7 protein-coding genes and 1 pseudogene are annotated in these 13,780 nt (G+C 71.9%); 1 reads left to right on the forward strand and 7 read right to left on the reverse strand.

The genetic code is table 11. The features are described from left to right. A pseudogene (locus IG88_RS39630) lies at positions 1-926 on the reverse strand (beta-ketoacyl synthase N-terminal-like domain-containing protein); the annotation flags it as partial. Positions 927-1,001: 75 nt separating this feature from the next. Continuing rightward, positions 1,002-4,112, reverse strand: a complete 3,111-nt coding sequence (locus tag IG88_RS0136690) for a type I polyketide synthase (RefSeq protein ID WP_037837494.1) — start codon at positions 4,110-4,112, stop codon at positions 1,002-1,004. A gap of 482 nt (positions 4,113-4,594) precedes the next feature. Here IG88_RS0136690 and IG88_RS0136695 point away from each other — a divergent pair, with 482 nt between their 5' ends. Continuing rightward, positions 4,595-7,738 carry a BTAD domain-containing putative transcriptional regulator gene (locus IG88_RS0136695; protein ID WP_031050885.1) on the forward strand — a complete coding sequence of 1,048 codons (3,144 nt, stop codon included), beginning with the start codon at positions 4,595-4,597 and terminating at the stop codon, positions 7,736-7,738. Between the two features lie 14 nt (positions 7,739-7,752). Here IG88_RS0136695 and IG88_RS0136700 read toward each other — a convergent pair whose 3' ends face one another. From IG88_RS0136700 to IG88_RS0136720, 5 genes are all read right to left on the reverse strand, one after another. Beyond that, positions 7,753-9,417, reverse strand: coding sequence for an ABC transporter permease (locus tag IG88_RS0136700; RefSeq protein WP_199807543.1), 1,665 nt, complete (start codon positions 9,415-9,417; stop codon positions 7,753-7,755). Next, positions 9,414-10,385: an ABC transporter ATP-binding protein gene (locus IG88_RS0136705; RefSeq protein WP_234332468.1), complete on the reverse strand. Its 972-nt coding sequence runs from the start codon at positions 10,383-10,385 to the stop codon at positions 9,414-9,416. The genes IG88_RS0136700 and IG88_RS0136705 overlap by 4 nt, the downstream gene beginning before the upstream one ends. Before the next feature lie 36 nt (positions 10,386-10,421). Next, a complete protein-coding gene (locus IG88_RS0136710) occupies positions 10,422-11,186 on the reverse strand; it encodes a thioesterase II family protein (RefSeq protein WP_234332470.1) in 765 nt (254 codons plus the stop codon). A 15-nt stretch (positions 11,187-11,201) separates the two neighbouring features. Next, the gene (locus IG88_RS0136715) at positions 11,202-12,509 is read right to left on the reverse strand and encodes a lysine N(6)-hydroxylase/L-ornithine N(5)-oxygenase family protein (RefSeq protein ID WP_031050897.1); all 1,308 of its coding nucleotides are present in this window, start codon (positions 12,507-12,509) and stop codon (positions 11,202-11,204) included. Positions 12,510-12,528: 19 nt separating this feature from the next. Continuing rightward, a partial coding sequence (locus tag IG88_RS0136720) for a thioesterase domain-containing protein (RefSeq protein ID WP_234332471.1) occupies positions 12,529-13,780 on the reverse strand: 1,252 nt, incomplete at its 5' end.

A 13,780-nucleotide genomic window follows, 5' to 3' on the forward strand; every position in this document is an offset into this window, starting at 1 on the left:
CACCCCCTGCTGCGCCGGCCCACTCGGCGCCGTCAACCCGTTCGACGCCCCGTCCTGATTCACCGCCGAACCCCGGATCACCGCCCACACACGCCGCCCATGACGCACCGCGTCCGACAACCGCTCCAGCACCAGCACCCCGACGCCCTCGCCCCAGCCGGTGCCGTCCGCCGCGTCCGCGAACGACTTGCACCGGCCGTCCGCCGACAGACCCCGCTGCCGGGCGACCTCCACGAACATCCCCGGGGTCGGCATCACGGACACCCCGCCGGCCAGCGCCAGTTCGCACTCCGAGGACCGCAGCGAGCGCACCGCCTGGTGCACGGCCACGAGCGACGACGAACACGCCGTGTCCACCGACACCCGTACGACACCCGGCCCGACGCGACGCTGGTGTAGGTTCCCGTGACCCCGAACCCCTCGACCTCCCCGGCCGCCCCGCCGCCCAGCCGGGGGCCGTAGTCGACCCCGTAGATCCCGGTGAACACCCCGGTCGCCGACCCGCGCAGCCCGGCCGGGTCGATCCCGGCCCGTTCCAGCGCCTCCCAGGAGACCTCCAGCATCAGCCGCTGCTGCGGGTCCATCGCCAACGCCTCGCGCGGGCTGATCCCGAAGAACTCCGCGTCGAAGTCCGCGACGCCCTCGAGGAACCCGCCGCTGCGCGTGTAGGTCTTCCCCAGCGCCTCGGGGTCCGGGTCGTACAGGGCGTCGACGTCCCACCCGCGGTCCCGCGGGAAGTCGCCGATCGCGTCCACGCCCTCGGACACCAGGTCCCAGAGCTGTTCGGGCGAGGCCACCCCGCCCGGGAAGCGGCATGCCACACCCACCACGGCGACGGGGTCGCGCTCGGCCTCCTCCAGCACCCGGACCCGTTCACGCAGAGCCTGTGCGTCGCCGACGGCGCGTCGCAGATAGGACCTGAGCTTGTCGACGTCCTTCACGATGGCGTCCCCCAGTTGTCGAACACGATGGCCTCCCGACTTGCCGGACGAGCAACTGCGTCACTGGTAGCCGGAGTCGATCAATGCGTACAGATCGTCGTCGCCGAGGTCGTCCGGACCGGTTCCGGCCGCCGTCGGAGGCGCTTCGGGCGAGGGTGGCGCGAGGAGCGAGAAGATGTGCCGGCCGAGTGCCTCGGGCGTGGGGTGGGAGAACGCGACGGTGGCCGGGAGCCGCACTCCGGCCGCCGCGGCGAGCCGGTTGCGCAGCAGCACAGCCTTCGAGGAGTCGATCCCCAGTTCCTTGAACGGCACGTTCGCAGTCGCGGCGAGGCCGGTACTCGTCGTGTCCTCTCCTCCCCCGCTCAGCACCGCCGCCGTCTCGGCACACACGAGCGCGAGGACCTCTGACTCCCAAGGTGGTCGTGGTACCCCGGTGTCCGCGGGACGAGGCTGCCGGACGGCCCCGGTCGACGCGGGCACGCCGCTCGCAATCGTGCCCGCGGCCCCGTCGGGAGCCGAGAGCCAGTACGGCTGCCGGTCGAACCCGTAGGCCGGCAGGTCGATGCGGCGTGCCCGTGCGCCGAGCATGGTGCTCCAGTCCACCCCGACGCCCCCCGCGTGCAGTTCGGCGAGCGACGACAGGACCTTGCGGATGCTTCCGTCGTCCCGGTGCAGGGTGCCGGTCACCAGGGGTGAGGCGCCGAGCGCGTCGGCGGTCTCGGCCAGTGCCATGCCGAGCGCGGGGTGCGCGCTGACCTCCACGAACACGCTCCCGGGCGAGCGCATCAGCCGTTCGACGACCTCGCCGAAGCGCACCGTCGAGCGCAGGTTGTCGTACCAGTAGGAGCCGCCGAGGAGGCGTGTGTCGAGGGGTCCGGCGGTGACCGTGGAATGGAACGCCACGTCCGACTCCCTGGGCGAGAGGCCCTCCGACGCCTTGAGCATGGCGTTCCGGACGCGCTCGATCTGGTGGGAGTGGGAGGCGTAGTCGATCCTCACGCGCCGGACCCGGACGCCTTCCTCCGCGGCCAGTGCGTCGAACTCGTCCAGTGCCGCGGCGTCTCCGGAGACCACCACGGAGGCCGGGCCGTTGACCGCTGCCACGCAGAGCCGCCCGGGCCACCGCTCCAGCGCGGCCCGGACCCGTTCGAGCGGCGCGGCCACCGCGCTCATTCCGCCCAGCCCGGCCAGTTCGGTCAGGGCCAGGCCTCGCAGGGCGACGATCCGCGCCGCGTCCCCGACCGGGAGCGCACCCGCCACACAGGCCGCGGCGATCTCGCCCAGCGAGTGCCCCACCACGGCATCGGGGACGACGCCCAGCGAGCGCCAGACCCGCGCCAACGACACCATCACCGCGAACATCACCGGCTGGACCACGTCTGTGCGGTCCAGCGGCACAGCGGGGTCCGCGCCGGTCAGCACGTCCGTCAGCGACCAGTCGACCCATGGCGCCAGCGCCCGCGCGCACTCCTCGATCCCGCGTGCGAAGACCTCGGACTCGGCGTAGAGCTGGCGCCCCATGCCCGCCCACTGGGCCCCGTGCCCCGGGAACACGAAGACCACCGGGCCCGCCTGCCGGTCGGCCACCCCGCGCACCACGTGCGGCGAGTCCGTGCCGGCCGCCACCGCGTCCAGCCCCGCCAGCGCCTGCGCACGATCGCCGCCGAGGACGACCGCGCGGTGCGCGAACGGTTCCCGGGTGGCCAGGAGCGAGTACCCCACGTCCCGCCTGGCGAGTGACGCGTCCGCGGTCACGAGGGCGCGCAGCCGCGCCGCCTGGTTCCGCAGCGCCGGTTCCGTCCGCGCCGTCAGGACCCAGGGCACCACCCCGTCGGCGTCGCCGGGGGCGGGGTCGGCGGCTGCCGCACTCGACGGCACCGACACGTCGGACACCTGTTCCAATACGACGTGCGCGTTCGTGCCGCCGAGGCCGAACGCCGACACACCGGCCCGGCGCGGCCGGACACCGTCACCGGGCCAGGGCCGTACGGCCGTGGGCACCTCGAAGTCCTCCTCGAAGTCCCGGATCGCGGGACTCGGCGAGCGGTAGTTCAGGCTCGGCACCAGTCGGGCGCGGTCCACGCAGAGCGCGGTCTTCACGAGGCCGACGATCCCGGCGGCCGGTTCCAGGTGCCCGACGTTCGTCTTCACCGAACCGACCAGCAGCGGCCGACGCCGGCCGGTCTCCAGGAACACCTCGCGCAGACCGGCGATCTCGGCCGGATCACCGACCCGGGTGCCCGTGCCGTGGGCCTCGACGTAGTCGACGTCGTCGAACGGCACGTCCGCCCGGGCCAGCGCGGCCAGCACGGCCGCCGCCTGCCCTGCCGGACTGGGGTCCGGCATCCGGGAGGACGCACCGCCGCTGCCGACGCCCCAGCCGCGGACCACCGCGTAGCTGCGGTCCGCGTCGGCCACGGCCAGGTCGTGCCGCTTCAGCAGGACGAACGCCCCGCCCTCCCCCCGGACGAAGCCGCTCGCCCGTTCGTCGAAGGTGAAGCAGCGGCCGTCGGGAGAGAGCGCGCCCAGGTTCGCCAGACCGATTCCCGCTTCCGGGTCGACGATCAGGTTCACGCCGCCCACGAGCGCCATGTCGACCGCGCCGCTGCGAATCCGGTCGCAGGCCAGTGCCAGCGACACGAGCGAGGACGACTGGCCCGAGTCCGCGCACAGGCTCATGCCGCGCAGGTCGAACAGGCCGGAGACGCGGTTCGCGATCAGTCCTCCGCTCGCGCCGAGCGCGGCGTAGTGGTCGTCCCGGTCGCTGCCGGACAGTCTGCGCAGCAGGTCGTACCCGGAGGGCGCGGCCGAGACCAGTACGTCGATGTCGCGACCGGCCAGCGCGCTCGCGGGTGTCCGCGCGTCCTCGACGGCTTCCCAGGCCAGTTCGAGACCCAGCCGCTGCACCGGGTCCGTGGCGGCCGCCTCCGCCGGGCCCATGCCGAAGAACTCCGCGTCGAACCCGTCGATCCGCTCGAAGAACGAGCCGGACCTCACGGTGTCGGCGTCCGGGTGCGAGGCATCGTCCGGGAGGACCGCGCGCTGTTCCGGGAACCGCCCGACCGTCGAGTCCCCGGCGAGCAGCAGACGCCAGAACGCGCCCAGGTCGGCCACTCCCGGAAAACGGCACGACATGCCGATGACGGCGACACCGACGTCCTCACTACGCATGCGAATCCTTCCGGCCGGGGCAACGCCGATCGCTTCCGGACAAGAATCAGTCCCAGGATTTCGCGCCACCGGAGGTGACGGACGCCCCTCCGACCACATCACGTCCGGGGCGCCCGGTGAAGGCTTCCGCGGCCTCCGCACGACACGCGCCGACACCGTTGCGGGACGGGCCGCGGCACCACTGTCCGGGACCGCACCCTGTCCCGCCGGCGGGACAGGGCCGGTTCGGGACCGGCACCGGCACCGGCAACAGTGAGGTGACTGACCGTCAACTGCACGGCACACAAGGGCCGTTCGTTTGACACGGCACGGCGCTTATGTCAACCTTCAATAGGAAAGGGGTATTTGTGTTCGCTATCGCGCAGATATCGCCTGGGCGCCCCGGGCCCCACGCCCGCGGCCGGATCGTCGGGGCTTCCCTCGGAGTCCAGTGATAGCACGCCGCGCCGTGGCAGGCGTCGGCGGAGTAGGAGAATCAGCCGGTGCGCATCGGTATCCTCGGCCCGTTCGAGATCCACACGGACGACGGCGGCGTCCTCGAAGTGAAGGGTGCGCGACTGCGCGGGCTGCTCGTCGCCCTCGCGCTCACCGCCGGCCGCCCCGCCTCGAAGGCATCCCTCGTCGACTGGATCTGGGGGCAGAACCCGCCGGCCGACGCGACGAACTCCCTGCACCGCCTCGTCTCCCGGCTGCGCAAGGCGCTGCCTCCGGGGGCGATCGAGGGGCAGGTCGACGGCTACCGCCTCGCCGTCGGACCGCATGACGTCGACGCCGTACGGTTCGAGCACCTGGTCGCCGCCGGCCGGGCCTGTACCGACGACCGTTCCCGGCGGGCGGGTCTGCTGCGTGAGGCCCTCGACCTGTGGCGGGGCCCGGCCATGCAGGACGTCGGCACGCAGGCCGGCCCGGCCTTCGACGCCGCGGGCGCCCGGCTGGAGGAGCTGCGCCTGACCGCCCTGGAGGAGCGGTACGACGCCGAGGTCGCCCTCGGGCGCGGCGCCGGCCTGGTCACGGAGCTGACCGACCTGGTGACGGCGCACCCGCTGCGCGAGCGACTCGTCGCCGCGTTGATGCGCGCCCTGGCCGCGGCCGGGCGCGACAACGAGGCACTGATGCTGTATCAGCGCACCAGGGAGGCGCTCGCCGAGGTGCTGGGCGCCGACCCCGCACCGGAACTCTCCGCGCTGCACGTCGCGCTGCTGCGGGGTGAGCTGGCGCCGCGCAAGGAGGAGCGCAGGACCAACCTGCGTGCCGAACTCACCAGCTTCGTCGGCAGGGAGAACGACGTCGCGTCGGTCCGCCGGCTCATCGCGAAGCACCGGCTGACCACCTTGATCGGACCGGGCGGCGCGGGCAAGACCAGGCTGGCCAAGGAGACCACGCGCACCCTGCTGGACGAACTGCCCGCCGGGGCACGGCTGGTGGAACTGGCCGCCGTCGGCGTCGGCGGCGACGTCGCGCAGGCGGCGCTCGCCGGGTTCGAGCTGCGCGACGCGCTGCTCGGCGGGAGGCCGAACGCGGAGCCCACGGATCGCTTCGTCGCCGCGCTCCGCGAGCGGGAGGAGCTGCTGATCCTGGACAACTGCGAGCACGTGATCGAGTCCGCGGCGGCGTTCGCCCACCGTGTGCTCGGGGAGTGTCCGCGGCTGCGCATCCTGGCCACGAGCCGGGAACCGCTCGGCATCACCGGCGAGGCGCTGTGGCGCGTCGAACCCCTCGCCGTGCCGGAGCGGGACACCGATCCGGCCGAGATCGAGGGCTCGGCGGCCGTCCGGCTGTTGCGCGACAGAGCGGGCACGGCACGCGGGGACACCCCCGTCGACCCGGGCACGTCGGCGACGATGGCGCGGGTCTGCCGGGCGCTGGACGGGATTCCGCTGGCGATCGAGCTGGCCGCGGCGCGGTTGCGCACCGTGCCCATCGACCAGCTCGCCCGGCGCCTCGACGACCGGTTCCGGCTGTTGACCGCGGGCAGCCGTACCGCGCTGCCGCACCACAAGACGCTGCGCGCCATGGTCGACTGGAGCTGGGAGCTGCTCACCGGCCCCGAACGGATGGTGCTGCGCAGGCTCTCGGTGTTCGCGGGCGGCGCGAGTCTGGAGGCGGCCGAGCGGGTCTGCACCGGCGACGGGGTCGAGCCCGAGCAGGTGTTCGGACTGCTCACGGCGCTGGTCGAGAAGTCCCTGCTGCGCATCGAGGACAACGGTGCGCTGCGGTACCGGATGCTCGGCACGATCCAGGAGTACGCCGGACACCGGCTGGCGGAAGCGGGGGAAGCCGATCTGGCGCGTCGGGCGCATCTCGCCTACTTCACCGAGTTCGCCGAGACCGCGGACCCGTATCTTCGCCGGGCCGAGCAGTTGGAATGGCTCGCCAGGCTGGGGGCCGAGCACGACAACATCGGCTCCGCGCTGCGCGGCGCGCTGGCCGCGGGAGAGGCGCAGCCGGCCATGCGGCTCGCGGCGGCGACGGGCTGGTACTGGTGGCTCAGCGGGCACAAGGCCGAGGGCATCGAGCTGATCACCGCGGCCACCGACACGCCCGGCGAGGTGAGCGACGAGATCCGCGCCATCGTGTACGCGCTGGTCGTGCTGTACGCGAGTTCCGGGCTCGGTGACGAGCACCAGGCGGCGGAGTGGATCCACAAGGCGTACCGCTTCCGCGAGCGCAGCCGGTCCCGCAACCCGCTGCTGGGTCTGGTCGTCCCGATGGAGCAGATGCTGCGGGCACCGGACGCGTTCCTGCCGGCGTTCGAACCGCTGCTCGACAACGAGGACCCGTGGGTGCGCGCGCTGACCCGGCTGCACCTGGGCAAGATGCGGATCGTGCTCGGCCAGGGCGGGCGGGACGCCGACGCCTTTCTGGAGATGGCCCTCGCCGAGTTCCGGGGGCTCGGTGAACGGTTCGGGATCTCGTTCGCGCTGACCGAACTGGCGGACCGGATCGCCACCCGGGGCGAACTCGCCAGGGCCTGTGAGTACTACGAGGAAGCGGTCGCGGTCGTCACCGAGCTCGGTTCGTTCGAGGACGCCATCCGCATGCGCTCACGCCAGGCCCAGCTCTACTGGATGACCGGTGACGAGGAAGCCAGCGCGATGGCCATGGCGGAGGCGCAGCGGTGCGCCGAACGGGTCACCTGGCCGGACGCGTTGGCCCTGCTGGGGCTGGCGAAGGCGGAGCTGGCGCGGTGGAGCGGCGATGCCGCGGCGGCCCGCCACCACGTGCGCGCCGCGACGGCCGCACTCGGCGACGAGGCGGAGCTGGCGGGTATCCGTGCCGTGACCCACGACCTGCTCGGCTATCTCGCCGACGAACTGGACGAGGCGCGGACCCACCGTGCCGCGGCCTACCGGGCGGCGACGGAGGCGGGTCACCCCTCGACGATCGCGAACGTGCTGGTCGGCGTCGCGGACCTGGCGCTGCGCCGGGGTGAGCACGAGCAGGCCGCACGGCTGCTCGCGGCGAGCGCCGCCGTCCGGGGGCTGCCGGACCGCGCGCATCCCGACGCGGCCCGGATCGAGCAGGCGGCACGCGGGGGCCTCGGCGAGGCGCGGTTCGCCGAGGCCACTCGGGTGGGTGCGCGCACGAGTTGGTCGCTCCTGGCGGCTGCCGCGCTGGCGTCCTGACGCGGTCGGCGTGATCAGCCCGTGAGCAGGTCCCTGCGGCGGAACCCCGCGACCGCCAGTGCGACGAGCGCCGCGGCCACCACGCAGAGTCCGGCCATGTGGGACGGATCGACGGGGCTGACCGGGTAGTCGCCGACCCACCAGAAGGGCGACAGCGCGCTGACGGCGTGGGGCAGGTCCAGCAGCCGGCCGAAGAAGCTCTCCAGGACGACGACCGCGAACAGCACCCAGGCCACCGGGGTCGCCCTGGGGAACCACGCGTAGCACGCGGTGGCGAAGGCGATCAGTACCGCGATGCCGGGGGCGAAGGCGGCGGCGCAGCCCGTCAGCTCGCCGAGGCCGATCTGCCCGTGCGACAACAGGGAGCCCGCCCACAGTGCCACTCCGCCGCCGACCACGAGCAGGACGAGCATGCCGAGCACGACCACCGCCAGCCGGGACATCAGCAGCCTCGTTCTGGACGCCGGGCGGGAGAGTTCGAGCCCGAGACGCCCCTCTTCCTCCTCGCCCTTCATCCGCAGGATCGCGGCGACCGAGAACCCGGCCACCGCCAGGGCGCAGTGCAGGAGGAAGATCCGCAGGAACGCGCCGAGCGGGTCACCGGCGAAGATCTTCTCGGTGAGGGAGTTCTGCGAGGCCAGCGAGTCGGCGATCTCACCGACGTTCTCCCCGAGGAAGGCCCCGCTCAGGACGAACATCACCACACAGCCCGCCATCCAGCACAGCAGCGCGGTGCGAAGCTGCCGGAAGGCGAACCAGAACGGCTTGGCGAGCCGCGGCGCGGCGTCGGCGCGGCCGGCCCGTTCGCCCACCAGGGCCTCTCCGAAGTCCCGGCGTCCTGCCAGCAGGGCCGCGACGGCGCCCAGGACGACGACGGCGGCCACGCTCAGGCCCAGGGGCCACAGCCGGAGGTCGACGTACGCCCTCGACTGCTGGGTCCACGCGATCGGCGACAGCCACGACACCCAGTTTCCCCGGGGCTGCTGGACGTCTCCGAGGCCGCGGATCAGCACCGCCGCGCCGACCAGGGCGCACGCCAAGCCCGAGGCGCCGCGGCCGTACACGGTCAGTTGGCAGGTCACCGTCCCGACCGCGGCGAAGACCAGCCCCGTCAGCACCATCCCGGCCACCAGTACGCACGTGTCGACGGCGGCCAGGCCGCCGACCGTGGAGATGAGGACGCAGGCGAGCACACCGAACACCGCGTCGACGATCAGCACGACGAGCCATGCCGCCACGGTTTCCGCGTGCCGTCCCACGGGCAGCGACCGGACGAGTTCCGCGCGTCCGGTCTCCTCCTCCGCCCGGGTGTTGCGGGTGATGTGGAAGATGTTGGACATCGCGAGGAACACCATGACCCACAGCGACATCTCGTTGGCGAACATGGCGCCGGGCGTGTAGTCGTCGAGGCCGTAGCCGGGACCGCTGAGCAGCACGCCGCCCGCGTTCGAGATCGACTCGGCCCGGTTCAGCCGGTCCGCGGCGGTCGGGTAGAGCGACGCGGTCGCGGTCACGTAGTACACGCAGAACACGAGCAGGGACACGACCGGCACCAGCAGCCTGGCCCGGTCGCGGCGCAGCATGAAGCGCAGCAGGAGGCCCGTGCCCGCCAGCGCCGACGGGGACGACGGGGACGACGGGGCGACCGGTACGCCGGTCCGCACGGTCTGCGCGGTCACCGGGTCACCGCCGCGGCGCTCCGGTCGGTGCCGGACGCGCCGCCGTAGTGACGCATGAACAGGTCCTCGAGCGAGGGGGGCGCGGCGGTGAGGCTGCGCACCTCGAACGCGTGCAGTGCGGCCAGGACGGGGCCGATCTTGGAGTTGTCGACCGAGAACCCCACGCGGATGCCCGCGCGGTCGGTGGAGGTGGTGAAGTCGCGGACGCCGGGGAACATGGTCAGGTCGACCGGCTGGGTGACGACGGCGTTCACCGTGGTACTGGTCAGGTGGCTCAGCTCCCGGATGCTGCCGGACTCCACCGTGCGGCCGTCCCGGATGATGGTGACGGTGTCGCAGACCTTCTCGACCTCGCTGAGGATGTGCGACGACAGCAGGACCGTCCTTCCGGCGGCCTTGGCCCGGGCGACCCGCTCGGTGAAGGCCGCCTCCATCAGGGGGTCGAGGCCCGAGGTCGGCTCGTCGAAGATGTACAGCTCGGGATCGCTCAGGAACGCGGCGACCAGCGCGACCTTCTGCCGGTTGCCCTTGGAGTAGGTGCGGGCCTTCTTCGTGGGGTCGAGGTCGAAGTGTTCGAGGAGTTCGCGCTTGCGGGCCTGCCGGGCCTCCCCCCGGGAGGAGGGACCGCGCAGCCTGGTGAGGTAGTCGATCGCCTCGCCGCCGGTGAGGTTGCGCCACAGGCTCACGTCGCCGGGCACGTAGGCGAGCCTGCGGTGCAGCGCCACCGCGTCCCGCCACGCGTCGCGGCCGAAGATCCGGGCGGTGCCGGAGTCGAAGCGCTGCAGCCCGAGCAGCACGCGGATGGTGGTCGACTTGCCGGCGCCGTTGGGCCCGAGGAAGCCGGCGACCTCACCCCGGCGGACGGTCAGGTTCAGCCCGGACAGCGCCGTGAACGAGCCGAAGGACTTGTGCAGATCGACGACCTCGACGGGGTTTCCCGTCATGTCGCTCTTCTCAGGACTTCCCATGTCACCACCATGCGCGCCGGCTCTGACACCCGGCTGTCACGGCTCTGACGCGACCCGCCGCCCTGTCGGGCCCTCGTGAAGGGCCGCGTTCCCGATGAGGTCCAGCAGCTCCGGAGCACGATCGACCAGGTACATGTGGTCGCCCGGCAGCTCGGTGTAGCCGAACCCGCCCGTGGTGGCCCGCTGCCACTGCCGGGCCTGGTCCGCGGTGACCAGGGCGTCGGAGCTGCCCCGCACAGAGGTGATCGGCACCGGCACCGGTTGGTCGGTGCTCGGCACGTAGTTCTCGTGCATCTCGCAGTCGGCCCGCAGCACGGGCAGGATCAGCTCGCGCATCTCCGGGTGGTCGAGGGCCTCGTGCCGGAAGCCCGAGAAGTCCTCGATGCGGGCCAGGAACTCCTCGTCCGGGAGCCCTGTCGCCCGCACCTCCCGCTGGGTCCACGGGCCCGTCGCACCGCTGACGACCAGCCGCTCGACGGGAATGCCGCGGGCGGTGAGCAGGTGCGTCAGCTCGTACGCGACCACCGCGCCCAGGCTGTGTCCGAACAGCACGGTCCGCTCTCCCTCGCCGGCCGCCGCTGCGACGTCGTCGATCAGGTCTTCGGCCGTCTCGACGACGCTGGAGAACGGGTCCTCCATGATGCGTCGCTCCCTGCCGGGCAGCTCGACCGCGACCAGCCGCCACCGGCCGGCGGTCAGCGCCCGCCACGGGTGGAAGTACGAAGCGCCCGCGCCCGCGAACGGCACACACAGCAGCGTGGGTGTGTCGCGGTGCTCGGCGGAATCGATGGAACGGTTCACCCCGGTCAACTCCGATCACTGGTCCGACGGCTCGGCGAGCCGGTTGCGGGAGACCGATTCCACGATCTCCCCACTGCGCACCGCCAGGTTCGACAGCAGGGACGACGACAGGCCGTGGGTGTGCTCGGTGCCGCCCTGCACGTAGATGCCGGCCCGCAGGTTCTCTGTCGTGGCCAGTCGGTAGTCACGTCCGACGAGGTGGCGGCCCCGCCCGTCACGGCGGCAGAACCGGTCGACGTCGCCGAGCAGCCGCCCGACCGCCATCGGCTCGTATCCGGTGGCGCACACGACGACATCGACGTCGAGATCGTCGGACCGCCCCGTCGCCAGCGACTGGACGGTGACCCAGGTGTCGTCTCCGTCGCGCTTGACCGCGCTGATCCTCGACAGCTCCATGAACCGCAGCCGGTCCACGCCCCGCACGTCGTCGTCGTACTTGCGCTGGTAGAGACTGCGGATCACATCGCCGTCGACCACCGAGTAGTTGGTGTTGCGGTGGTAGTCCCAGAGCTTGTCCTTCGCGTACTGCTCGCTCTGGTAGTAGTCGTCCACCGCTCCCGGGTCGAAGACCTCGTTGGCGAAGGGCGTGTTGTCGGCGATGCTGTAGCCGTACGACGGAACGACCGCGGTGACCTTCGCGTTCGGCGCCTCGTCGTGGCAGAAGCGGACGATTTCCGCGGCGCTCTGCCCGGCCCCGACCACGACCACGTGCTTCAGCTCCGAGGCCGCCGACTGCCGGAACTTCCCCAGGAACTCCGAGCTGTGCCACACGTGTTCGTCCCTGGCGACACCGTCGGGCATCCTGGGCACGAGCCCGGTCGCCATGACGATGTTGCGCGCCTCGACGAACCTCGTCCCGGCGGCCGAGGACACGTGTATGCGGAGCCGCTCGACCGGATCGCCGGGGCCCGGCCCCGGTACCGGGGTCACCGAGGTGATCCTCGATCCGTACTCCACACGGTCGGTGAAGTTCGCCGCCACCCACTCCAGGTAGCCGTGGAATTCCGCACGCGTCGGAAAGAAGTCGCAGTTGTTGACGAACTGCGCCAGCCGCCCGTTCGAGTGCAGGTACGACACGAAGCTGAACCGCGACACGGGATTGCGGAACGTCGCCAGGTCCTTGAGGAAGGAGACCTGCATCTTGGACGACGGCAGCAGCATGTTCCGGTGCCAGCCGAACGATGGCTGGCTCTCGAAGAACGCGGCCTCCAGCGGGCGGGAACCGGCGCCTTCGAAATCGTCCAGCGCGACGGCGAGCGACAGGTTCGAGGGACCGAAACCGATACCGACCACGTCGTAGACCGGAACTCCAGCAGTAGTCATTCCCACGCCTTCTCCTCCGTCATTCCGAAAGCTTCCGATTGATCACTTCGAAGAATTCGGCCACGGCTGCCGGCATGACCATTTCGTCATGCGTGGCGTCCACGTCGTGTTCCTCGATCGACCCGGCGACATACGGCCGCCACAGGTGCGCGTAACGTTCGTCCTTGCGTGTGGCGTTGAAGAACAGCAGGTCCCCCCGGTAGACCGGGGAGTCGAAGGCCATCATGGTGTTCGTGTTGTTGGCCAGCACTCGCGCCATGCGGTCCAGGACGTTCTGCTGGTTGTCGGTGCCGATGTACTGGCCGAAGAAGTCCTCGAGTTCCGCCCGGTAGTCGGCGACCGTCTTGCCGGCGTGGATCTCCGTCCACCCCTGCCCGCCCGGCTGGGCGTCCAGGACCGCGGCCAGCTCGATCGCGTGCCCGCGTCGGCACAGCTCCTCCGCCACGGCCGGCACGATCGTGCCCCCGTAGGACCAGCCGACGAGGCAGAACGGCCCCTCCGGCTGGATCTTCAGCATCTCGGTGACGTAGTCGTCGACCATCTCCTCCACCGACCCCGCGAGCGCGTCGACCCCGTTGGAGCCGCGGGACTGAAGCGCGTACGCCCGCCGGTCCGGGACGTGCGGGACGAAACCGAAGTACGGCCAGCCCAGTCCGCCCGCCGGGTGGAAGAACCACATCGGCGGCTTGCCCGTGCCGGGATCGCCGTTCAGCGGCAGCACGACCGCGAACGGGTCGGCGTCGTCGGTGGGAATGCCGCCGACCAGCACCAGCGAGGCCAGTTCGGCCACCGTGGGGTACTTGATGATCGTGCTCATGGGCATGCGCACACCGAAGTGCTGGTGGATGCGCGAACCGAGCCTGGTGGCCATGAGGGAGTGGCCGCCGAGCGCGAAGAAGTCGTCGTGGATGCCGACCTGTTCCCGGCGGAGCAACTCGCCGAAGAGGGCGCACAGCTTCTCCTCGTGGGCGTTGCGCGGCCCCTGGCCCACCACCACGGCGTCCGCGCGTTCCGCCGGCAGTGCCCGCCGGTCGACCTTGCCGTTCGGGGTCAGCGGCAGCTCCCGGAGCGGGACCAGCGCGGCGAGCTTCATGTAGTCGGGCAGCCGCCGGGCGAGGCGTTCGGTGAGTTCCGCGACGAGCGGTTCCGCCGCCGCGTCACCGGTCTCCCCACCGCTCTCCTCGGGCACCACGTACCCCACCAGCCGCCTGTCCCCCGGCCCGTCCTCACGCACCACCACCACCGCCCGAGCCACCCCCGGATGACCCTCC

Origin of the sequence: Streptomyces sp. NRRL F-5650 (genome assembly GCF_000721365.1) — a bacterium.
In the GTDB taxonomy this organism is placed as follows: domain Bacteria; phylum Actinomycetota; class Actinomycetes; order Streptomycetales; family Streptomycetaceae; genus Streptomyces; species Streptomyces ardesiacus.

What these genes read in the sequence shown, in the direction of transcription:
- IG88_RS0136690 (WP_037837494.1), bottom strand. Translation starts at nt 4,112, where the DNA reads ATGCGTAGTGAGGACGTCGGTGTCGCCGTCATCGGCATGTCGTGCCGT.
- IG88_RS0136705 (WP_234332468.1), bottom strand. Translation starts at nt 10,385, where the DNA reads ATGGGAAGTCCTGAGAAGAGCGACATGACGGGAAACCCCGTCGAGGTC.
- IG88_RS0136715 (WP_031050897.1), bottom strand. Translation starts at nt 12,509, where the DNA reads ATGACTACTGCTGGAGTTCCGGTCTACGACGTGGTCGGTATCGGTTTC.